A 23,672-nucleotide genomic window follows, 5' to 3' on the forward strand; every position below is an offset into this window, starting at 1 on the left:
TCTAAATTAACAACTGAGCTTTTAATTCGCTATTTGTTTCTTGGAGTTGTTTTATTAAAGAATGATCCATTTCAAATGCTAAGAGTTGTTTAATTTGTGTGCGTATATCTTTTTCATACTGATTGAATTTTATTTCTGCATCATTATTCAAATTATTCACGATTTCAATTAATGCTTTTCTTAATTCAGCTATACAAGGTTTAAGTTGTACGAGCGTGTTTTGAGTTATTGTGGTTTGAACTTCATTTTGCATTTTTGGCTGCAAGATGTTCTTTTTCGTTAATGATTTAGGCAAAGCGGAAAGCATTTGACTTAAATCAATTTTTAAATAAGGATCGTCTAGTTCTATATTATTCTTATTAAATTCAGGTTCAATGAAAATGTGTAATTGCTCTAATTTTTGTTTTAAAGGAGCAATTTCTTCATGTATTTGTTGAATGAAATACTTTTTAACACGTTCCACTAGTAAGGATTGTTCTAAATACAATCTTTGATGAATTTGATCTAAGTATTGCTTTGTGGAATGACGTTTTGCTTCGTTAAAGTTGTTGCTCTGTGTCATTTGCCCATTATAAATTGATTTAACTTCATCTAACAACTGAATTTTCAAACGTTCATTGAGGTGATAAATTTGATCTTCAACTTCATTTGAAGCACGCTGCACGGCAATTTGTAATATATTATTATTCAGTAATATTTGATTATGATACTGCTCGAGTTTGTTTTTACGTTGCTTAATTTTAGATTGATTATGCTGTGCGTCTTCTATCATTTGGTCAAATGCTTCTGAAATATTGGTTAATTGTTTCGTCATTTGTTGTTGCAATATATCTTTAGACTCAACTTGAGTAAAATAGTTTATACTATTTTTTAGTTTATCAATTCCTAAGTCTCCTGTTTTTAAAGCTTCTCGACTCGAAACTGCAAAAATGTCCGAATTCATATTTACTTGGTTAAGTGCATCACTTACATAATTTATGACTGCATTTAAGTCTTCTTCAGTTTCAGCTAAATCAGTTGCATTTATGACCATTTTAAATGCTTGATTTTCACTTAATTGGTTCATTTCTTTCATATGTTCTATAAAGCGTTTGTCATTATCTGTGAATGAATGATTAAAATAACTTACATAAAGTATTAAATCTGAAGAAGTTAAAATCTTTTCTGTTTCATTTGTATGACGTTGATTATTGGAATGTAACCCAAGTGAATCTACGATAACTTTATCTTTCAACCAATCGATAGGTAATTTCAAATGAACTGTATTTACAAAGGTTGCATATTCGTCTTCTGCACTCCATTTTTTTATTTCATCCCGTGCAATGGTATGTGTTAAACCTTGTTCTAGCATTTCTTGATACATCGCATAATGTTTCTCAATCGCATTGATAAATGCTAATTTGTTTTTTTCTAAAGATGCTGTTAGTTTTTTTGTGTTTTGATTTAAAAATGCCTCAATTGAATCAAAAGTTTTATTTTCCAATTCAAATAATTGGTTTAACTCTTCTAAGATTTGCTCAGGTGATTTAAGTGTAATTTGACTTTCTTCACCGTATGTCAGTTCTGTCATTGCTGCTGTTGTAGGATTTGGTGAACTAACAAGATATGCATCGCCTAGTAGTGCGTTGATTAAACTACTTTTTCCAGCACTGAACGTCCCGAAAACACCTATTTTAATGATTTTATGATCTAGGCGTTTCAGTGTATCGTTGATATCTTGTTTTGTTTGTTCGAATAATGGAATATCTTTTATCAAGTTTAATGAATTTTTTATATCTTGAATTGAAGTATCCGTTGTTTTTGTTTTAGTGGTATTAGAACGATTCTGTTTTTGAACTTCTGAATGCTCTGGTTTAGCTTGATATGTGATTTCTTCTCTATCTATTAATTTATCTAGTGAATCATCAATATGAATGTAGTAGTGTCTATAATTTTGTGTTTCAAGTGATTCTCTTAGATTACGCAACTCCATAAATTTAACATAATCATTGTAATCTTCTACTTCTTCTGTGCCAATGTCGTTTGCTTGAGAATGGCTGATTGCTTTCTCAAATAATGGTTCAGTTTCTTTAATAATAAATTGTTTAATAGATTTCATTAAGTCATCTGAAAATGTTAAAACATATTGATTACTAATAGATATTTGCATTTGATACAAATCATCTATGAGATTTGGAGGCATTTGATAGTGTTGGTTTAAAATCGCATCATTTACTTCGGATGAGTTAATAAATCGCGTTAAAAATGACATATCTTCTCTCAAAGGTTGGCGTATTTCTTGATTTACTTTTTCTTGTAATTGCTCAAGTAATTCTTGAAGTCTAATTTGTTGCGTTTCTAATGTTTTTTTCTTTTTATTGAATATGCCGCCTACTTTAAAGTCTTTAGTTTTGCTCTCTAAATAAGTTCTTATTTTTTCTCTAGTATCGTGCGTCATAACATATGCATTGTCGAGAATCGCTTTACGCTTTTGTTTTAAGAAATCATACAATTGATCAGGGTTATTAAGTAACTTCGCTTCTTCACTTACTTGTTGATGTTGTTGAAAGTTTAAATATGCTTGGTCAAAGTCTTCTTCAAATATATCTAGCTCATTTAGAATCGTTTGAATTTCATGTTGTATAAAAGATAGTTGTTCGTCTGTAATAAAATTCACAGTACGCTCCACATAATCCGCCATTGATTCTCTATGTTGATCTTTATCGATGAGATAATCTGAAAGTGCTTGAATTTGGTTGTGTTCATGTTCAAATTTAGAAACATAAAATATTTGATCTAATTTGATTTCCCATTCAGCAATTGATTTTTCAACGCGTTGTTTAAATGTGTCGAATGGAATTTCCGATTCATGATGTTTATCTATTTGGTTGATAACAAAAACGACCGGAACACCAGCATAGTTCAGCTGTTTCATAAATTGAAAATTCATTGCAGATTGAACATGGTTATAGTCTACTGTGTAAAATAAAACATTACTTGTATACATAAATTCTTCAGTACTAGATTGGTGTGTTGATACATTTGAATCAACGCCTGGTGTATCTTGAAGTGTGAACCCTTTATTAAATTTATCAGAAGGAAATTTAATTTCTACAGATTCAACGTCAATATTTTCACGATTCATTTGTTTAACTTCATCGTAGTTTGTTAATAAAGTATATTTTTGGTTGTTCAAATTAGCTATAATACCTGGTTCATCTGATACAGAGACAATTGCTGTGTTACTGGTTGTGGGCACTGGTGAACTTGGTAGTATGCTTTCTTCTAGTAGCATATTGATAAGTGTGGATTTGCCTGCTGAAAAATGGCCGACAAAAGTAGCAGTATACTGTTCTAAAAATATTTTTTTAATGACTTGATTTATAATATGAATCAATCTATGATTGTTTGATTTTTCAACCTCTTTTTTTAATTTATATAGTATATCGAGTTGCTTCGTTTTAGACATGTTATGTATCCCCTTTATTACTTATATGTAATTAATTTCTATTGTATAACAAATTAATGTGCGTCTAAAGTAAGTTAGCAAAATTAAATTGTATTTAGCAATGTTTTATAAGTAGAAATGTAAAAAGTATTTTCCGCTTATTGAATGTGACTTAATTTAAAATTAAAAATACCACCTTAACTGGTGGTATTCGCAATCATTAATAAATTAGTCGATTTTACAATTTTATTTTTATTTCCATCTTGGTTTATTAAAATCAGTATTAGGTTTGTTAATACCAATGTTTTCTTTTAAATACAGTTCAGGGTTTTTGGCAATTTGGACTGCAACAGCAGCAACACTTTTTCTGGAAACTTCTGTTCCCTTAAATAATTCATTTTTATGAGTAATCTCATAATCAATTTCGTTAATATCTGATAACCATGCAGGTCTTAAAATAGTATAATCGAGGTTTGAACTTTCAATGATATCAGCTGCTTGTTTATAAATAGGTAAGTGATTATGGATTTGTTTATTTACCCATTCACCAAATTTACCTGGTACCTCATTGTAAATACCAAGAGCCGCTACAAATATTAAACGATCAACGTGATTTTGTTCCATAGCTTTAACAATAGTACTTGCTTCTTTATCTAATTCACCAGAAAGGCTAGCAAATACAATATCTACATCTTCCATTGCACTGTTAACATCCTCGAAGTTTGTAGCATCTCCTTCACGTACACGGATGCGATCTGATGCATAATCAGGTAATCTGTTAGCGTCTCTTAAAAATAATCTCAGCGTATATGAGGTGTTTTCTAAAAAAGAATTAATAGCTGCTTTAGAAATAGCTCCATTTGCCCCTAATATTAATACTCTCGTCATATAATCACTCCATTATAATATATGATTAAAAATAATAGTGTATATAATAAATTTTCGATTGGTTCACTTTTTATCTAATTTTACAATACTACAAATGCATAATTTATACTAATGATATATTTGCGACATTGAATATAATAAAATGACCGATTTGATATGTAAACATGTTTTGAACAATTTCAAAACATAATAAAAATCGTAAAGATAACTTATATAAAGTTACCTTTACGGAATTGAAAATATCGTTTAGTGAATAACAGGGTTATTATTCTTTTTAATTTTTACATATTGTGAAATACTATAAATTACAATGCCAACCCAAATAAAAATAAATGTAATAAATTGATCGATGCTAAAAGGTTCTTTGAATAAGAAAATACCTAATACAAACATAATTGTCGGTCCGATATATTGTATAAAACCAGTCAGTGATAGCGGAATTCTACGGGCGCCAGCTGAGAATAGTATAAGTGGAATTGCCGTTACAGCTCCTGAGAAGATTAACCAGAAAGATGAGGTATTATAGCCAAACGTTAAACTACCTTGTTGCCATATGTACCATAGGTATATAATGCCTGCTGGTGCAGTAACAATGCATTCTATTGTAATACTACTGATTGCATCAATCGGTACGATTTTTTTAATCAATCCGTAAATACCAAATGAACATGCTAGTAGTAACGAAATACTAGGGAATACACCGACTCTTATAGTCATATACAAAACACCGATAACTGCAAATCCAATGGCAATCCATTCTAATTTATTAAATCGCTCTTTAAGAAAAATTAACGCTAATAGAATACTTACGAGTGGATTAATGTAGTAGCCTAAACTGGATTGCAATACGTGGCCATTCGTAACAGCCCATATAAAAGTGCCCCAATTAATTGTTATTACATAACCAGCAGCTATGATAGCAATGAGTTGTATAGGATTTGCTATGAGCTGTTGTAAATCACGTTTAAATGGTGCTGTATTGTTAGTGACGACTACCACTATTAACATAAATATCATTGAAAGTATAATTCTAAAAGCTAATATTTCAAAAGCACCAATATCTTCTATTAAATCCCAATATATAGGTAAAATCCCCCATAAAATATATGCACCAAAAGCAAAAAATATGCCTTTTTTAAACTCGTTATTCATTTGTCACACCTCTTTCTGATTGCTCATGCAGTCTATTTTTTAGGATTTTTACTCCCCCAGTACTGATAGTAAGTACACTCTATATAACCATTAAATAACTTTCGTCTTTTGGTTGCTTTTTGATTAACTAAAAATTCAAATTCATTATTACTTGTTAAAATATAAGTTGATAAGTAAGGATGCTCCTGCATTAATTGGCCGATATAACGATACATTTCTTCCACTTCTGCTCTATCGCCAATGCGTTCACCATAAGGTGGATTGCCAATCAATGCAACTGGTTCTGCCGACTCAATTGATAAAGTGTTAACATCTTGAACTTTAAAGTTAATAATGTCTGATAAGCCAACCTCTTCAGCATTTCTACGTGCTATTTCTATCATTTCTGGGTCAATATCTGATGCATATATCTTTAAAGGTCTATCATAATTAGCTTGTTGATCAGCTTCATCTCTCAATTCATCGTATAATCTATCAGGCATAATATCCCATGTTTCTGAAACGAAATCTCGATTAAAACCGGGTGCAATATTTTGAGCAATTAAACATGCCTCAATCGCAATCGTTCCAGAACCACAAAATGGATCAATCAATGGTGTATCACCTGTCCAATTTGCTAATTTAATTAAACTAGCAGCAAGTGTTTCCTTTATAGGTGCTTCACCTTGAGCTAGTCTATAACCACGTTTGTTAAGTCCTGATCCAGAAGTATCTATTGTCAGTAGTGCTTTATCCTTTAATAGAGATACTTCCACTGGATATTTAGCTCCCGATTCATCTAGCCACCCTTTTTCTTTATAAGCAGATTTTAAACGCTCTACTATTGCTTTTTTAACGATTGCTTGGCAATCTGGCACACTATACAAAGTAGATTTTACACTACGACCTTGTACTGGAAAGTTTCCTTCTTTTTCGATGATTGTTTCCCAAGGGAGTTCTTTTGTCTTTTCAAATAATTCATCAAATGTTGTTGCATTAAATTGTCCAACAACAATCTTTATTCTATCAGCAGTTCTTAACCATAAATTACATTTAACTATTGCTGCTTCATCACCTTCGAAAAAGATTTTGCCGTTTTCTACTGTTGTTGTATAACCAAGTTCTTGAATTTCCTTAGAAACAACTGCTTCTAACCCCATTGGGCACACAGCTAATAATTGATACATTGTTTTGCTCCTTTTTTAAGTAGATTTAATTTTATTTTATCAAAAGTTATTTTAAATAGATATGACCTTACTTCTGTTCTGGATTATATTAAGGCTTTATGTTAAATTTAAACATTAAAAAAGCTCTCCTAATTGGGAGAGCTTGGGGTCTAGTAATGATGTTTCTATAAGCCATGTTTTGTACCTTTGTACTGCCAACGTGTACTAGTTACACTCGTACGCTGGTGGTAACCATCTGTCTACATACTTTTAAAGTATGCCTTATTTATACGTTGAATTCCGTTAAATAAGTGCTCCTACCTAATTTGGATTGCTCACTCGAGGGGTTTACCGCGTTCCACCTTTTATATTTCTATAAAAGCTACGTCACTGTGGCACTTTCAAACTATTTTAACCGTATCTAAAGACTTAGGTTATTTCGTTGCCGTCAACTTAATGCCTTGACTTATTGTTTCATCAAGCACGAACACTACAATCATCTCAGATTGTGTGAGCATGGACTTTCCTCTATATCGCTATAGCGATTACCCAAAACACCATCTTTAAGAGTATATCATTTTTCAAAGATCAGAACAAATAAAAATAAGATAAGTTTTGAGAAAAACAAAACTTATCTTTATGTACGCAATTATAACTACTTGGACATCGCATTTGTTATGATTGCTTGTTTTATTATTTACCAAAAACTGCTTTTTCTAAGTTTGAAATTCTTTTTAGTATATCGACGTTGTTATTATTAGTAGCATTGCTTGCAGCATTCCCATTTGCTGAAAAGTTTTTGTTTTCTTGTGGTCTTGAAGTAGCCACACGCAATCTCAATTCTTCTAGTTCTTTTTTTAGTTTATTGTTTTCTTCGGAAAGTTTAACAACTTCATTATCTAAATCTGCCATCTTTTGATAATCTGCTATGATGTCGTCTAAGAAAGCATCCACTTCTTCCCTTCTATAACCACGTGTCATAGTTTTTTCAAAATCTTTTTCATAAATATCTTTAGCTGATAGTTTTAATGAAACATCTGACATATTTTTTCCACCTCATTCGAAACTTTGTTCTTGAGACCACTGTAAATCGTTGATAAATTCTGTTAATTCATCAAACGAAACAATGTCACAAGTATAATTTGTTTTTTCCATAAAATCAACTAACATTTGCTTAAAGTATTTTGGACTAGCTTCTTGTTCTTCATCATATATTAGTAATGTTTGATCTGTATGGTCGAGCATAAATTGATCTGTTTGTTTAAATTGGTGTGGTCCCACATATGATGTATGAAATACACTATCTACAAAATCAGCATGCTGTACAATGTGATTATATTTTGCTTGATTCTGTTCATTCCATCTATCTGTGTGGCCATAAAATGGTGTAACGACACCAAGTTTAAGATCAGGATACGTTTCTTTTAAATCAATTACTACTTCAGCAGTCCATAATTCTATACCCATCTGTCCTTGTATTAATACCCATTCAAGTCCTTCTTCAATCAATGATTTTAATTTATGTGCTATAAATTTTTTTAAATATGAAACTTCAGGTGCGTCATCTTTAAAGATATTAAGTTCAAATGACTTGTAGCCAGTCACATAAATTGTCTTTATCATAATTTAGCATCACTTCTTTGTATATAACTTAAATCGTATTGTACTGCCTTGACTTTTTCAGTAAATAATTTCCGGCTAGTCCTTTTAAAATGACATTCAACGGACAGTGATTCAATATTTGAAATAAGTAAATCAAATTTTTTCTTATTCATATAGGATAATCTTAGTATTTTAGGTTCGAAGGTGCTAAACGTTTCTAACAGATTATCTATGTAACTCGTAAATGGAACAACATCTTTGTAAAAGTCATAATCTATATCTTTCGATTTGACTGTTTCGTATCTATTTTGCATATTTTGTACATCATTTAAGAGTTGGGTAATTAATTGTTGCATGAAGTTTCCTCCTACATATTAAATTTACCATAAATGAATTTGATAGTCATTTGAGAAACAACGAACTTACATTTATGTCATATTATAGGCTTATTTATAGGGAAATATTGTTTAATTGAGAAAAGCACGTTAAAATAAATATTGATGTATGTACAGATACATTGCTTTATATTTCATAGTTTGGAAAAAATGACTGTTTTCATGTATAATGGAAAAAGTTTTTGAAACCAAATTAAAGTGGTGAAAAACAATGAATTATCCAAATGGGAAACCATTTTACGGAAATAAGTCTCAAGTCGGACGAACTTATAAGGATGATAAGAGTAAAATAAATTATGGTGGCAGAGGTATGTCACTTGAGAGCGATATTGAATTATCTAATACGCACTATTTGAAACTTGGGCAAGCTGTTATACATAAAAAGCCCACCCCTGTTCAAATAGTTAATGTTCATTATCCTATGAGAAGTAAGGCGGTAATTAATGAGGCTTATTTCCGAACGCCTTCGACTACTGATTACAATGGTATTTATAAAGGGCACTATTTAGATTTTGAAGCGAAAGAAACTAAAAATAAAACTTCATTTCCATTGAATAATATGCATGAGCACCAAGTGATACACATGGATGCTTGTTATGATCAAGGAGGTATTGTTTTTTTATTAATTCGCTTTAAATTATTAGATGAAGTTTATTTATTGCCTTATTGCAAATTTAAATATTATTGGCATCGGTACAAAAAAGAAATTAAAAAGTCGATTACGGTTGAAGAAATTAGAAAAAATGGTTACTATATTCCTTATCAGTATCAACCAAGATTGAATTACCTCAAAGCAGTTGATAAGTTGATATTAGATGAAAGTGAGGACCGCGTATGACGGAGAAAAAAAGGACTTCTGATTCAAAAAAGAATGATAAGTCCGGAGAAAAAAAGAATAGGAATATAAAAAGAACGATTATTAAGATAATCGGATTTCTCATCATAGCCTTCATTGTTCTAGCATTAATTGGTATTTTGTTATTTGCATATTATGCTTGGAAAGCACCAGCATTTACAGAATCAAAATTACAAGATCCAATTCCTGCTAAAATATATGATAAAGATGGCGATTTGATTAAAACGATTGATAATGGGCAAAGACGTGAACATGTTGATTTAGATGAAGTACCTAAAAACATGAAAGCAGCTGTCTTGGCTACAGAAGATAATCGTTTCTATGACCATGGTGCACTTGACTATAAACGTTTGTTTGGTGCAGTGGCTAAAAACTTTACGGGAGGATTTGGTTCACAAGGTGCATCGACATTGACTCAACAGGTAGTTAAACGTTCATTCTTAACGGATCAAAAATCAATTGCCCGTAAAGCACAAGAAGCTTACCTATCATATAGACTTGAACAAGAATATAGTAAAGATGAAATATTTGAGATGTATTTAAATAAAATTTACTATTCTGACAGTGTTTATGGTGTGAAGGCTGCAGCTAAATATTATTTTGATAAAGATTTAAAAGATTTAAATTTAGCTGAATCGGCTTATCTTGCTGGTTTACCACAAGTTCCGAATACTTATAATATCTATGATCATCCAAAAGAAGCAGAATCACGTAAAGATACTGTTTTATACTTAATGGAATATCATAATCGTATTACTAAGAAGCAAAAAGAAGAAGCACAAAATACATCATTAGAAGATAATTTAGTAAAACGTGATTCGGAAGAACGTCAAGTTAGTGATAAAAGTTCAAATCCTGAATACGATTCTTATGTTAACTTCGTAAAATCTGAATTAATGAATAATAAAGCATTCAAAGGTAAAGATTTAGGAGAAGTTCTTAACAGTGGTGTTAAAATCTACACAAATATGGACAAAGACGTACAACAAACACTTCAAGATCGTGTAGATAATGGTGGTTACTATAAAAACGAAGACCAACAAGTTGGTGCTTCTATCGTAGACAGTGAATCTGGCGGATTAGTGGCAATATCAGGCGGTAGAAACTATAAAGATATTGTTGATAGAAACTTAGCTACAGATGCACACCCTACTGGTTCATCATTAAAACCATTCTTAGCTTATGGCCCTGCTATAGAAAATATGAATTGGGCTACGAACCATGCAATTCAGGATGAAGAAGCATATCAAGTAGATGGTGTTACCTTTAGAAACTATGATACTAAAGGTCACGGCGAGGTTAAATTGTATGACGCTTTACGTCAAAGTTTCAACATTCCAGCATTAAAAGCATGGCAATCTTCAAAAGAGAACGCTGGAAATGACGCACCAAAAGATTTCGCAAATAAAGTAGGTTTGGAATATGAAGGAGATATTGGACCTTCTGAAGTATTAGGTGGTTCATCATCAGAATTCTCACCTACTCAATTAGCATCTGCTTTTGCATCAATTGCAAATGGTGGCGAATATAATAATGCGCATTCTATTAAAAAAGTAGAAAAAGAAGATGGGGAAACAATTAATTACGATCACACAAGTAAGAAAGCAATGAAAGATTCCACTTCTTATATGCTTGCAGAAGTACTTAAAGGTACATTTGAAGCATATGGTTCTGCATATGGCCACGGTATATCTGGTGTAAATGTTGCAGCCAAAACTGGTACAGGTACTTATGGTGATCAAACTTACCAACAATATGGTTTACCTGACGATGCTGCAAAAGATGTATGGATGAATGGTTTCACGCCAAAATACAGCATGTCTGTGTGGATGGGCTTCAAAGAAGTTAAACAAGGCGGTGTAAATTCATTTGTTGGTCATGACGAACAAGAATATCCGCAATATTTATTCGAGGATGTAATGAGTAATATCTCACCAAGAGACGGCAAGGACTTTAGTAAACCTGACTCAGTAAATGGTGATAGTAAAGACAGCCTATCTGTTGCAGGACATCCTGATGACAACACAACAAGTAATAAGCCTCGAGGACAAGGTGGAAGCAGCAGCAGTAGTAGTAATAATAATAGCGGTGGTAGCAATAATAACAACAACAATAACAATAATGCATCATCAGCTAACTCGAACAGTAATAATGCAAATAATTCTACTGGCTTATCAAGAGCACAATAGTGTCCAAATAAATTTTTGAACAAGTAACTAAGTGCTTAATAAACACTTGATTATCATTATTCTTTACTAACAAATAAACGCCAATTTCTATTGAAATATTATAGAAATTGGCGTTTTCTTTATTTTATAGAGTTTTCGTAACTAATTGAAGATTGATGGCTTTGTATGAGTGAGCAACTGACTATCAAGTATTGAGCTTTCGCTCATGCATAAGTCCCACTAACCCAACAAGTTGGGAAGTGGTTTTAAGGATTACCTTTGTTTTTTCTACGTATTTGATAGGATGCATTCATTTTTATTAATTCTGATTTGACTGTCTTCATTTGACTATAACCCATAAAATGGTATTTACGGGCAAGCATATATTGATAACGCTCTTTAAAATTCATTGGTACAACTGGATAATCGTTTAATTGTTCAAAATCAATCGTATGAATGTGATTGATTTGTTTAAAAAAAGACTCAATCATATCAAAGTATTTATCAATTAATACCTTGGCTTCATAAGAATTTAATTTCTTCTGTTTAGAAAATAAATCTATTTGTTCTTCTAATTGTTTAAACGCTTCTTTTGAAATCAATTGTGTCACACTTCTTTCAAACTGGCTTTATATCTTTTTTGCCCTTCTCTACATTCATTAAATAAGGGGCATATATCACATTTAGGGCTACGTGCTAAACAGTGATAGCGTCCGAAGAAAATAAGTTGATGATGTGTTTTATTCCAACGTTCTCTAGGTACGACTTTACACAATTTATCTTCTACTTGTCTAACATTATCTTTCCACCTACAAATGCCTAAACGTTTAGCTACACGTTCTACATGAGTATCTACTGCAAGTGAAGGCTCATTAAAAGCAACACTCATCACTACGTTTGCTGTTTTACGCCCCACTCCAGCTAGACTTTCAAGTTCGGCATGTGTTTGCGGAATCACCCCGTCGAATTTATTTAGTAATGACGCACATAATTTTTGAATGTTTTTAGCTTTATTTCTGTATAAACCAATGGTACGCAGATCATTTTCTAATTCTGATATATCTACATTTAGATAGTCTTCAGGTGTTTTGTATTTTTTGAAAAGCTCTCTAGTGAGTTTATTTACAGAAACATCTGTTGTTTGTGCTGATAATAGTACCGCAATTGTTAGTTCAAATGGGTTATCATGTACGAGTTCGCATTCAGCGTTTGGGAACATATTAGCAATGACATCGATCATTTCTAAAGCTTTTTTATTACTTATCATCTTGATTCTCCTCATTTAGCCAATCAAATTTAGGCACTTTTTTAACAGTGTGTTTCATTTTAGGTTGGTTAAACTGTTGACTTATTTTTTTGGAATCCTCAATGGTTTTTACATTATTTTTTTTCCAATTTAATAAAATTCGATCAATGTATTTAAAACTCATTTTGTTCTGACTTTGCGCTTCATCTAATGCTGCTTGAATCACACTTAAGTCGTGTTTATCTATGTCTAACCATTGGTTTAATGTTTCGATTTCATACGGTGATAATGGTCTACCAAAAGCTTGCTCAATCTGTTGGAAAAGTTTATTGAATTCAAGTTCAACTTGTTTTTGGTTACTATTATTATTAACGTGTTGCATAATATCATTTAGTTTATGATAGAACTGATCGAGATTCATATATTCAGTGAATTTACCTTCTTCGTCTTTGTTAACATTTAACTCTAATAAATCACGTTGAATAAGATTTTGTATAATAGCAGTAATTTCTCTAGAATCTAGTGATGTGCCTTTTTGTAAAGATTCAATGGATGGTTGTTTATTGGTCGTTTCCGACGCGTAAATTAATTTTATTAAGATAACTAATTCACGCTCATTGATACCTAATTCATTATAATAATCTAGTAATTCTTTACGAATTACAACAGGTCTAGTTTTAAGCATATCTATATTCAAAAGCACCCCTCCTTATCATGTGTAAATATTATAAAAAAGTCCAGCCGTAAAATAGACTGGACGTAGTTTAGGTAGTTTCTTGTATTGATAATATTATGGATATAGTCGATTTAATAAACGAGGGAATGGTGCAGTTTCACGAACATGCTCTACACCTGATAGCCATGCGACTGTTCTTTCTAGACCTAAACCGAATCCACTGTGAGGTACACTACCATAACGACGTAAATCTAAATAGTAACTATAACTTTCAGGGTCTAATTCAAATTCATCGATACGTTGTTCTAATAATGCAAGGTCATTGATACGTTCAGAACCACCGATTATTTCTCCATATCCTTCGGGTGCTATTAAATCTGCACACAACACTGTATCCTCATTATCTGGATTTGGTTGCATATAGAAAGGTTTGATTTTTGTTGGATAATTTGTAATAAATACAGGTAAATCGTAATGATTTGCAATTGCAGTTTCATGAGGCGCACCAAAGTCTTCTCCCCATTCGATATCATCAAAGCCTTGTTCTTTCAAGAATTCAACTGCATCATCATATGTGATACGTGGGAAAGGCGTTGTAACTTTTTCAAGCTTTTCAGTGTCACGTTCTAAAATATTTAATTCTAATTTGCAATTTTCTAGTACTGATTTAACAACATGTGTCACATATTGTTCTTGAATTTCTAGGCTTTCGTTATGATCGCAAAACGCTTTTTCAGCCTCTATCATCCAAAATTCAATTAAATGACGGCGTGTTTTAGATTTTTCTGCACGGAATGTAGGTCCAAATGAAAATACTTTACCATGAGCCATTGCAGCTGCTTCTAAATAGAGTTGACCACTTTGAGATAAAAAAGCATCTTGATCAAAATATTTAGTATGGAATAGTTCACTTGTACCTTCTGGTGCACTAGCTGTTAAAATAGGTGGATCTATTTTGGTAAACCCAGTATTATTAAAGAATTCATATGTTGCACGAATAATTTCGTTTCTTATTTTCATAACTGCATGTTGTTTTTTTGAACGTAACCAAAGGTGACGATGATCCATTAAGAATTCTGTACCATGGTTTTTCGGTGTGATTGGGTAATCATGAGCTTCTGCAATGATTTCAATAGATTTTACTTGCATTTCATAACCTAAATCAGAGCGATTATCTTCTGAAATAACGCCAGTAATATATAATGAAGTTTCTTGCGTAATATCTTTAGCTAACTGAAAAGTATCTTCATCTACATCAGCTTTTACTACGACGCCTTGCATAAAGCCAGTACCATCTCTTAACTGCAAGAATGCAATTTTACCACTTGAACGTTTATTCGTTAACCAAGCACCTATCGTTACTTCTTGGTTAATGTAATGTTTTGCTTCTTTTATCGTTGTTTTCATAACCAAACTCCTAATATTTTTGTAGTCTTCTTTTATTAATCCTTATACATTTTAACAAAATCAAGGTACAACTTCTAGTTGCGCGTGTTACTTTTATGATGTATTGTCTCTTTTTTTATTTTTTTAAGTAAGCTTGAAAATTGTTTTATATCGCCTTTCTTTTGACGATAATTTTCTAATGATTGTTCAAAGAATTGTTTGTAATTACTTTTAATTAAACGATCATCAAATGATACGATGATACCTTTATCTTGCTCACTTCTAATAAGTCTGCCTAGTCCTTGCCTGAAACGAGTAACAGCATCAGGTAAAACGAAATCTTTAAATGTGGAAGTGAATTCAGATTCCATTAACCAATATTTCGTATTGTTATGATTCATAAAAGGTAATTTTGTAATCATTACACACTTGATACCATTTGATTGGAAATCAAAACCTTCAAAGAATGTGCTAGTCCCTAATAGGATGGCTTTAGAAAAACTATTAAATTGCTGTACAATTTTATAGTTTTGATTTTGTTGTTGTGTGAGTATTACGTAATCCTCAAACTCAGGTAATTCATTCAAGAGTTCTTGTACCATATGCATCATCTTATAACTAGTGAATAGAATTAAACATTTTGATTCAATAACTGTTGTATATTCTATAACATAATTGACAATAGAGCTCACATAGTCATCAATATTTTTATAATTATATGAAGCGACATCATTTGGTATAAATACAGTTGTCTGGTTTGAAGATACTGTTGCAGTATCAAGCTCATAAGTATTAAATATGATGTCCTTATTAAACCATTGCTTGAAATTTTCAAATGAGTGATTAAAAGTTAAGGTACCTGAAATAAATGTAAGTGCATTAAATTTATCTAACACTTGTTTTGTTAATATTTCTTTCACATCATAATCTTTTACATTTAATTTGATTGTAGATTTTTGGTTAATGTTTTTAATGGATAAATAACTAGTATGATTATTTTTTAAACTAGTTTCAATTGCTCTAAATTTATCATTAATATAAAGTAATTGTTTTCTTACTGTTTTAATTGTTTTATGGCTCATGCCGTTAAAGAATTCTAAGGTCATATTTAATTTATGAATGATGGCATGCAAATCATTTAAAATAGGTGTTACATCAAAATGATATACAAAATGAACTTTATGCACTTCATCATCATGTATTTCTGATTGTTGGATGCTATTAAACATCGTACTAAACAATTGTTCGTTTAAATCATGTATTTCATTGATATTTGTTTTAAGGCCAAAAACATCGATTGGTGGTATATCTAATTTTTCAAGTATACGTTGTTGTTCTAAATGGTCGATAGCGGCAAGTAGTTTATCGTTTTCAGTTTTACCAATTAGGCCTAATTGGTATTTGACATCAGAATAGCTTAATTCATTCGTAACTTGGTTTAATGCGTAATCAGGTAACCTATGGGCTTCGTCAATGATACAATCATCAAATAATTGATAAATTGTATTGTCATGTGAAGCATGTATTAAATGAGCGTGATTTGTTATACCAATTTGTATATTTTTTGCGTTGCGCTTAATAAAATTAAAATAATTAATGTCATTACGCACTGGAACATAAGTTTCTAACTTTTGTTCATAATACATTTTTTGTCCGCCTTTTAAATCTAACTCTTGTATATCTCCAGTATGTGTTTCTGTAATCCAGATCAATAATTGCATTTTCAAAATGCTAACTTCGTAATTATTAGATTCATCTTTTAAGATTTGACTGATTAATCCTAACGAAATATAATCTCGTTTACTTTTGATTAAAGATGCATTTATTTTAAAATTCAATGCTGATTTTAATGCAGGTATATCTTTTTCCAACAACTGATTTTGTAATAATTTTGTATTTGTAGAAATCATTACATGTTTTCCTGTTTGTATGTTATACATTAGTGAAGCTAATAAATATGAAAATGATTTACCACTCCCTAACGGCGCTTCAATCATAGCTTTCTCGCTATGCATCAACTGTTCTAATATAATTTCAGCTAAATATAATTGTTGGGGTCTATATGTTAAATTTAATTTTTCAGTAATGTCTGTATAAAGATTTTTTAAAGTTCCGTCAAAGTTTACCGTGGGCGCTTTAAAATCTCTTTGCTTTTTATAAATAATCTGTTCAAATTGTTCGAAATCTTCACTTAGTTGTTCATGGTTATGGTTTCGAGCCATTTCAAAAAGAATATCATGTAAATCATATTTTAAATTTTTACTTAAATAATAAAGTTGTTTTAAAGTATCTAAATGTAGTGCTTCGAATTTATTGAAAGCAAGTATCATAAGTTGTGCAGTCGTTGCAGCATCTTCATCCGCACGGTGGGCATTATTTAACGTAATACCATGTGCTTCTGCTAATTCACTTAATTGATAACTTTTATCTGTTGGGAAAGCAACTTTAAACAATTCTAATGTATCTAATACTTTTTTGGGTCTATATCTGATATTACATTTTTTAAATGATTTTTTTATGAAATTTAAATCAAAAGTTACATTATGTGCGACAAAGATACAGCCTTCAAGTTGTTTGTATATATCGTCAGCAATTTCATGGAAATATGGTGATTGCTTTAGCATTTCATCTTCAATTGAGGTTAATGCTTGAATAAAAGGAGGAATTTCTAAATCTGTTTTTACCATAGAGTGATAGGTGCCAATTATTTTATTATCGCGGACGAAAGTAATACCAATTTGAATAATTTCATCGTAGTCTAATTGGTTGCCTGTTGTTTCTAAATCAACAACAGCGTAGCAAGGCTGTGTCATTTTCATTCCTCCTTTTCTTATAAATTTATAGTTCTATATCTGCACTCATGAGTTTGTGTTGTTTCTGTTGCTCATCAATGACAATTAGATAACCATGCTCATCAATATCTATAGCTTCACCTTGAAATTGTTGACCATTTTCAGTGAATTTTAAAGTTCTATTCCAAATATTTGAAGCTTCAATGTATTCATGTCGTATCGTGGAAAATGGCTGGCTTAAAAATTGATGGTAACGTTTTTCAATCTGATTTATTAATTGCTCTAATAAATGATAACGATGTATTTTTTGGTTAGCATGTATTCTCAAGCTCGTGGCCTTTGATTGCAACTCACCATGAAAATCTTCAGGCAAGTGATTCATATTTATGCCAATACCGCATATCACCGCTTCTATACCATCACTATTAGCTACCATTTCAGTCAAAAATCCACAAGCTTTTTTTCCATCAATATAGATATCGTTTGGCCATTTAATCGTTACTTTCTCATTACTAAATTGTTGCATTGTATCTCTGATACCTAATGCTATAAACAAGTTAAACTTTGTTATCATTTCAAATGGGACATTTGGACGTAACACAAGAGACATCCATAATCCTTTGCCACGTGATGAATCCCATGGTCTATTGAAGCGCCCTTTTCCTTTCGTTTGCTCATCACTTAAAATTAAAAAGGTGTTTGAGTTTCCAACTAATTTTTGTTTGGCGAGTAACTGTGTGGAATCAACTTGCGCTTTGACCTCTACATGGTCAAACATTTTTTGTTCATCGATTAAAGGTTCTACAATCCCACTATACCATTTATCAGGTAGTTCAATTAAGCGATGTCCTTTATGGTTAATTGATTCAATTTCACACCCTTCTTGCTTAAGTTGATCAATTACTTTTTTGACTGCTGTTCGAGAAATTGAAAGATGTTCTGCAATAAACTGTCCAGAAATATATTCTGACTGGTTTGTATATAAGATTTGAATAACATCTTTACTGTATTTCGACATGTGACTTCACCCACCTAATGATTTCTGGTTTAATATTTTGAACATCTCTATTGATAATAGCAATCTCAATATCTCTCAATAGTGTTTTTAGCCAAGGACCGCTTTGCTTATTAACTGCCTCAAGGATATCTTTACCATTAATATCAATATCCTTTCTTGAGTGAATAGGTAACTTTTTAGATTCTTCTTTTACAGATTGTATATTTATAATAAGCGGTGAAAAAGAAGGTAAATGGTTTTTAATATGTAAATCAATGAAATTTAATATTAATAGTATATCTTGTTCACCATAATCATAAAGAAGTATTTTAAAGTCTGATTTAGATTTAATATTGGGTAATTGATTAAGTAGCCGTTCTAATTTACCTATATACTTTTTTTCATTATTACTAATTTTTAAATCATTAAGCGCACCATTTACTAAAGGTTGTTGTGCTTTCAATAAAGCTACAAATAAAGTGAACGGAATGGCTTCATCTAAAATAAAATCATTTAGTTTATAATGTTTGAAAAAAGAAATGTAATTAAATGCATTCAAGTACTGTAAGTTTTCAAAACTATGGGCTACATACTTACCAGAAGTGAGTTTTTTTAGTTCAACCACAATTCGTTCAATTGATAAATATTTAATATCATGGATATGTGATTTCATACCATAAAAAGTTTCATTTTCTAATGCAAATCCTAATTGTGCTTGAAAACGTAGACCTCGAATAATCCTTAACGCGTCTTCATTAAAACGTTCATGCGCATTGCCTACGGTTCTAATTATGTGATTTTCAATATCTTGTTGACCATTGAAGTAGTCGTGTATATGAAAATCGGCGTCCATAGCTATTGCATTCATTGTGAAATCACGTCTTTTAACATCCTCATATAATTCACGCACAAAAAAGACTTCGTTAGGTCTTCGATGATCATCATAATCACCTTCTGCACGAAATGTTGTTACTTCATAGTGTTCATCATTATAGACAACATTGACTGTGCCATGTTCTCTACCTATAGGAATTGTCTTTTCGAAAATAGCTTCTACTTCTTCAGGCGTCGCACTCGTAGTAATATCAATATCGTGTATTGTTTTATGCATTAGATAATCTCTCACAGAACCCCCAACAAAAAATGCTTGGTAATGGTTAGATTGTAAAGTTTTTAATATTGGCTTTGCTTGTTCGAATAATGTTTTAGTCATGATTACCCTCTAACATTTTTTTATAATAATATTCATATTGGTCTGCAATTAAATCTGAAGAAAAACGTTCAGCAACATCATCCAGCATTTGCTGCTGCATTTTTTTATAAAGTTCATCATTTGTCAACAATTGTAACGCATACGTACTGGCTGTATCACTATCACCAATATTTACTATAAAACCTGTTTCGTTATGTTTAATTACTTCTTTGATACCTCCAGCAGTAGAGCCAATTGGAAGTACACCTGATTTCATTGCTTCTAGCAATGTGAGACCAAAGCTTTCCTTCTCACTTAATAATAATACTAAATCTGATATTTGATAAAATTCACTCACCCAATTTTGTTTACCTAAAAATAACACAGCATGTTCAATGTCTAATTCACGTGCTTTTGCTTTCATATCCATTAATTGAGGTCCATCACCTAATAAAATAAGTTTTGATGGCAATTTTTGGTGTATCTTTGCGAAAGTTTCAATGACTGTATCAATTCGTTTGACTGCTCTAAAATTAGAAACGTGAATAATCACTTTTTCTTCAGGTTCTATCCCGTAACAAGCTTTTAATTTGATATCAGATTCAGTTGGCATTGAATGTTTTGTAGGGAATTCATTTTCTCTAACGAAATTATAAATTGGAATGATTGTTTTATCTGTTTCAATAATATCAGTCGTTTGTTCTGCAAGTGATTTACTGACACTTGTGACTACATCGCTACCTTCTATACCAAATTTAATCGCATTTTTTAATGAGTGATCATATCCCAATACTGTAATATCAGTGCCATGTAAGGTAGTCATTATTTTAATGTCTTTACCAGACATGTGTTTTGCTAAGATACCACAAACAGCATGCGGTACGGCATAATGCATATGTAATAAATCTAGGTCATACTCATTGATTACTTCAGCAATCTTGGTACTTAAGGTAATATCGTAAGGTGCATATTGGAATACAGCATATTGATTCACTTCAACTTGATGAAATGTAATATTAGGTAAAGGTTTTCTAATTCTAAAAGGTATATTCGATGTTATAAAATGGATATCATGTCCTCTTTCTGCTAATTTGATTCCCAATTCAGTGGCGATAATTCCAGAACCACCCATAGAAGGGTAACATGTAATTCCTATTTTCATAGGTGGCACATCCTTTCTTAAACAATATCAATCTATTTTCTTTCAAAACGATTTTTATCTCGTGTATTAAACTTATCCATTGTTTCGTTAAAACTTTCAGTCATATCTATATCTAAGGAATTAGCTATACATAGTAACACGAATAAATTATCTCCAAGTTCTGCCTTTACCGTGTTTGCAGCTTCACTATCTTTTTTCTTTTTTTCTCCATAAAAATGATTGATTTCTCTTGATAACTCTCCTACTTCTTCTGATAACCTTGCGAGATTTGCTAGAGGTGAAAAGTAGCCAGTTTTAAATTGATTTATATAGTCATCTACTTCTATTTGCATGTCTTTCATCGATTTCATGATAAACGCCTCTCATTCTATCAGTTTCTTTTATAGTATAGACTAATTCTATGATTCATGCATTATTCCTGCAACCTTTATACACTATTCAATATGAATTAAGTAGTTAAATTAAATGATAATATGATATGCTGAGGTATAACAATAATAGATGTAAAGAAAGTCACCATTTAAAATCTATATTTAAAAAAATAATAATTGTATACATAAAAAAAGAGATTGGGCAAAATGATTGCCTCAACCTCTTATCCTAATTTTATCAACCTAAGCGTTGTGAAACAGTGAAATAAATTTAAATAATTTATATTTCAGTCTCATTTGCATGGATAAATTATTCACTTGATCTAGCGATTAAAATGAAACGTGCAAGTTCTGCTAATGCTACAGCAGTGGATGCAACGTAAGTCATTGCAGCAGCTGATAATACTTTTTTTGCATGGCGATATTCTTTTTCATTAACAATATCTAAGCTTTTAATTTGTTTCATTGCTCTACTACTAGCATCAAATTCGACTGGCAAGGTAACAATTGAGAACAATACTGCGAATGACATTAATGCAATTCCTATCCAAAGTGCAGTTGAACCCAATGTACTCTGTAAACTCGTTAAAACAATACCAGCAAACACTGCCATGTAACCTAAAGAACTACCAATATTTGCTAAAGGTACTAATGAAGTTCTAAATCTTAAGAAGAAATATCCTTGGGCATGCTGTATAGCATGTCCTACTTCATGGGCTGCAATTGCTGTACCAGCAACTGAAGGTCTATTGAAGTTTGCTGGTGATAAGACAAGAACTTTTTTACTAGGATCATAGTGATCTGTTAGAAATCCTTTACCTTCGACAACATCTACATCATAAATTCCATTTGAATGGAGTATTTCAAGCGCTACTTCACGCCCTGTTTTCCCACTAGTTGATCTCACTTGAGAATACTTTTCATAGTTAGATTTAACCTTGTGTTGTGCCCATAGAGGCAGAACCATTAAAATAACAAAGTATATAATCATATAAATAAAAGACAAAAATCCTCACTCCTTTATAAACATTTTACTGTGGACGTTAATAATGGTCAAATATTTTATCTTTTTTAAATAGAGTTAAACTTAAATATAAAACTAAAGGTATAACGCTTAACCAGAATGATAAGTATGCAATTGCTTCAATGTGACTTGCAATAAAATCATAAAAAGGATATTGCATAAATACATAATCGATAATGTCATTATGAAACACCCATATCATCGCTACGAAAAAGGCAGAAATCGTCACTTTAAATCTTGGATAAAAAATAAAACCTTCAATTGCCATAATGCCGTGAGAAAGTATCAACATACAACCTGTAATTGTAATCATATCGTATTGAATAAAAAGAATGATATTCATAATTACAGCCCATACTCCATACTTGATTAATGTGACAAAAGCGAGTGCTTCGATGATTGGTAAGTTCTTGTTAACAATCAACCCTAGAATAGCAATACATAAAAATAATGATGCAGTTGGGCTATCAGGTACAAATGGTATAAATTGCCAAGGTGTAGCACTCATTTGTGAACCGTACCAAATATACCCGTAAACTGTGCCTAATAAATTACATATTAATAAGAAATACAGCATACCTTTATTAAAAATGATAAGTTGCCATAGTGAGTAAATGTTCATATAGTCAATCCTTCGATAATGTATTAAGATTCCTCAACTTAAATGTATTTAGGATTTGAGATAATTGATAAAATAAAGCTCTATCCTGAAGTTGCAGACTTAAGTCAATATTGTCTTGTAAATATTTGATAATAGATGATTCACTTTTTTTTGATAATGGCAAACCATATATATCTTGAATATATACGGCATAATATGGAGAGTGAAGTAATTGTGTTAACAATAAATCGTCTAATTTCGTATCTCTAGAATCTTCTTTATTTAAATATAATTTGATATCAAAAAAGATATTTTGATTTGCGATATAGTCAAATATTTTTTCATTATTAATATATTGTTGATCCTCTACTATAAGTTTTATGGCGATGTTGTCTGTATTCACAGTTGCAATTTCTAAAGTGTTATGACTGGGAATTTGCTCATCTACAAAGTATATTTTTTGTAAAAGTTCAGGTGAGGATTTTATCAAATTTAATACCCATACACTAATTCGAGATTTAAAACGATACTGAAATAATACGTATTCTATAAAACTTGCTTTTAATTGTTGTAAGGTATCAGTCAATATACT

The 23,672-nt window shown here is 31.3% G+C and carries 21 protein-coding genes and 1 other RNA gene; 2 read left to right on the forward strand and 20 right to left on the reverse strand.

Annotation, left to right across the window (positions count from 1 at the left end; all coding sequences use genetic code 11):
* Nucleotide 1: 1 nt before the first annotated feature.
* From KA883_RS01000 to KA883_RS01035, 8 genes are all read right to left on the reverse strand, one after another.
* Entirely contained in the window at nucleotides 2-3,448 is a 3,447-nt protein-coding gene (locus KA883_RS01000; RefSeq protein WP_046208251.1) for a dynamin family protein, read from the reverse strand.
* Nucleotides 3,449-3,679: 231 nt separating this feature from the next.
* On the reverse strand, nucleotides 3,680-4,315 hold the full coding sequence (locus tag KA883_RS01005) for an SDR family oxidoreductase (RefSeq protein ID WP_046208250.1): 636 nt from the start codon (nucleotides 4,313-4,315) through the stop codon (nucleotides 3,680-3,682).
* A 246-nt stretch (nucleotides 4,316-4,561) separates the two neighbouring features.
* A complete protein-coding gene (gene rarD / locus KA883_RS01010; RefSeq protein WP_046208249.1) occupies nucleotides 4,562-5,467 on the reverse strand; it encodes an EamA family transporter RarD in 906 nt (301 codons plus the stop codon).
* Nucleotides 5,468-5,499: 32 nt separating this feature from the next.
* Complete coding sequence (locus KA883_RS01015; protein WP_046208248.1) at nucleotides 5,500-6,633, reverse strand: THUMP domain-containing class I SAM-dependent RNA methyltransferase; 1,134 nt, start codon at nucleotides 6,631-6,633, stop codon at nucleotides 5,500-5,502.
* A gap of 162 nt (nucleotides 6,634-6,795) precedes the next feature.
* Nucleotides 6,796-7,169: RNase P RNA component class B (rnpB, locus tag KA883_RS01020), an RNA gene on the reverse strand.
* A gap of 136 nt (nucleotides 7,170-7,305) precedes the next feature.
* Nucleotides 7,306-7,656, reverse strand: coding sequence for a cell division regulator GpsB (gene gpsB, locus KA883_RS01025; RefSeq protein WP_046208247.1), 351 nt, complete (start codon nucleotides 7,654-7,656; stop codon nucleotides 7,306-7,308).
* 12 nt (nucleotides 7,657-7,668) lie between these two features.
* On the reverse strand, nucleotides 7,669-8,235 hold the full coding sequence (locus KA883_RS01030; protein WP_046208246.1) for an SLOG family protein: 567 nt from the start codon (nucleotides 8,233-8,235) through the stop codon (nucleotides 7,669-7,671).
* On the reverse strand, nucleotides 8,232-8,570 hold the full coding sequence (locus KA883_RS01035) for a DUF1798 family protein (RefSeq protein ID WP_046208245.1): 339 nt from the start codon (nucleotides 8,568-8,570) through the stop codon (nucleotides 8,232-8,234). The genes KA883_RS01030 and KA883_RS01035 overlap by 4 nt, the downstream gene beginning before the upstream one ends.
* A 250-nt stretch (nucleotides 8,571-8,820) precedes the next feature.
* Between KA883_RS01035 and recU the strand changes: the two genes are divergently transcribed.
* A complete protein-coding gene (gene recU, locus KA883_RS01040) occupies nucleotides 8,821-9,447 on the forward strand; it encodes a Holliday junction resolvase RecU (protein ID WP_046208244.1) in 627 nt (208 codons plus the stop codon).
* Nucleotides 9,444-11,654, forward strand: coding sequence for a transglycosylase domain-containing protein (locus KA883_RS01045; protein ID WP_046208243.1), 2,211 nt, complete (start codon nucleotides 9,444-9,446; stop codon nucleotides 11,652-11,654). Before recU ends, KA883_RS01045 begins: the two co-directional genes overlap by 4 nt.
* Nucleotides 11,655-11,899: 245 nt before the next feature.
* Here the strand turns inward: KA883_RS01045 and KA883_RS01050 are convergent, their stop codons facing one another.
* From KA883_RS01050 to KA883_RS01105, 12 genes are all read right to left on the reverse strand, one after another.
* The gene (locus tag KA883_RS01050) at nucleotides 11,900-12,235 is read right to left on the reverse strand and encodes a YpoC family protein (protein WP_046208359.1); all 336 of its coding nucleotides are present in this window, start codon (nucleotides 12,233-12,235) and stop codon (nucleotides 11,900-11,902) included.
* Nucleotides 12,236-12,240: 5 nt separating this feature from the next.
* Complete coding sequence (gene nth / locus KA883_RS01055) at nucleotides 12,241-12,900, reverse strand: endonuclease III (protein ID WP_046208242.1); 660 nt, start codon at nucleotides 12,898-12,900, stop codon at nucleotides 12,241-12,243.
* On the reverse strand, nucleotides 12,890-13,564 hold the full coding sequence (locus KA883_RS01060) for a DnaD domain-containing protein (RefSeq protein WP_431011155.1): 675 nt from the start codon (nucleotides 13,562-13,564) through the stop codon (nucleotides 12,890-12,892). The genes nth and KA883_RS01060 overlap by 11 nt, the downstream gene beginning before the upstream one ends.
* 105 nt (nucleotides 13,565-13,669) lie before the next feature.
* Nucleotides 13,670-14,962 (reverse strand): asparagine--tRNA ligase, encoded by a 1,293-nt coding sequence (asnS, locus tag KA883_RS01065; RefSeq protein WP_046208240.1) that lies wholly within the window; start codon nucleotides 14,960-14,962, stop codon nucleotides 13,670-13,672.
* 74 nt (nucleotides 14,963-15,036) lie between these two features.
* Nucleotides 15,037-17,754, reverse strand: coding sequence for a helicase C-terminal domain-containing protein (locus KA883_RS01070; RefSeq protein ID WP_046208239.1), 2,718 nt, complete (start codon nucleotides 17,752-17,754; stop codon nucleotides 15,037-15,039).
* Between the two features lie 25 nt (nucleotides 17,755-17,779).
* Nucleotides 17,780-18,751: a biotin--[acetyl-CoA-carboxylase] ligase gene (locus KA883_RS01075; RefSeq protein ID WP_046208238.1), complete on the reverse strand. Its 972-nt coding sequence runs from the start codon at nucleotides 18,749-18,751 to the stop codon at nucleotides 17,780-17,782.
* On the reverse strand, nucleotides 18,735-19,943 hold the full coding sequence (locus tag KA883_RS01080; protein WP_210139818.1) for a CCA tRNA nucleotidyltransferase: 1,209 nt from the start codon (nucleotides 19,941-19,943) through the stop codon (nucleotides 18,735-18,737). Before KA883_RS01080 ends, KA883_RS01075 begins: the two co-directional genes overlap by 17 nt.
* Nucleotides 19,936-21,084, reverse strand: a complete 1,149-nt coding sequence (gene bshA / locus KA883_RS01085) for an N-acetyl-alpha-D-glucosaminyl L-malate synthase BshA (RefSeq protein WP_046208236.1) — start codon at nucleotides 21,082-21,084, stop codon at nucleotides 19,936-19,938. Before bshA ends, KA883_RS01080 begins: the two co-directional genes overlap by 8 nt.
* Before the next feature lie 32 nt (nucleotides 21,085-21,116).
* Complete coding sequence (locus tag KA883_RS01090; RefSeq protein ID WP_019468926.1) at nucleotides 21,117-21,434, reverse strand: nucleotide pyrophosphohydrolase; 318 nt, start codon at nucleotides 21,432-21,434, stop codon at nucleotides 21,117-21,119.
* Nucleotides 21,435-21,765: 331 nt separating this feature from the next.
* A complete protein-coding gene (locus KA883_RS01095; RefSeq protein WP_046208235.1) occupies nucleotides 21,766-22,461 on the reverse strand; it encodes a zinc metallopeptidase in 696 nt (231 codons plus the stop codon).
* Nucleotides 22,462-22,498: 37 nt separating this feature from the next.
* Complete coding sequence (locus KA883_RS01100) at nucleotides 22,499-23,101, reverse strand: DUF1405 domain-containing protein (protein ID WP_046208234.1); 603 nt, start codon at nucleotides 23,099-23,101, stop codon at nucleotides 22,499-22,501.
* Nucleotides 23,102-23,105: 4 nt separating this feature from the next.
* A complete protein-coding gene (locus tag KA883_RS01105) occupies nucleotides 23,106-23,666 on the reverse strand; it encodes a YpiB family protein (RefSeq protein ID WP_046208233.1) in 561 nt (186 codons plus the stop codon).
* Between the last annotated feature and the right edge of the window lie 6 nt (nucleotides 23,667-23,672).

The sequence above is a fragment of the Staphylococcus sp. GDY8P54P genome, assembly GCF_017892645.1.
GTDB lineage: Bacteria > Bacillota > Bacilli > Staphylococcales > Staphylococcaceae > Staphylococcus > Staphylococcus ureilyticus.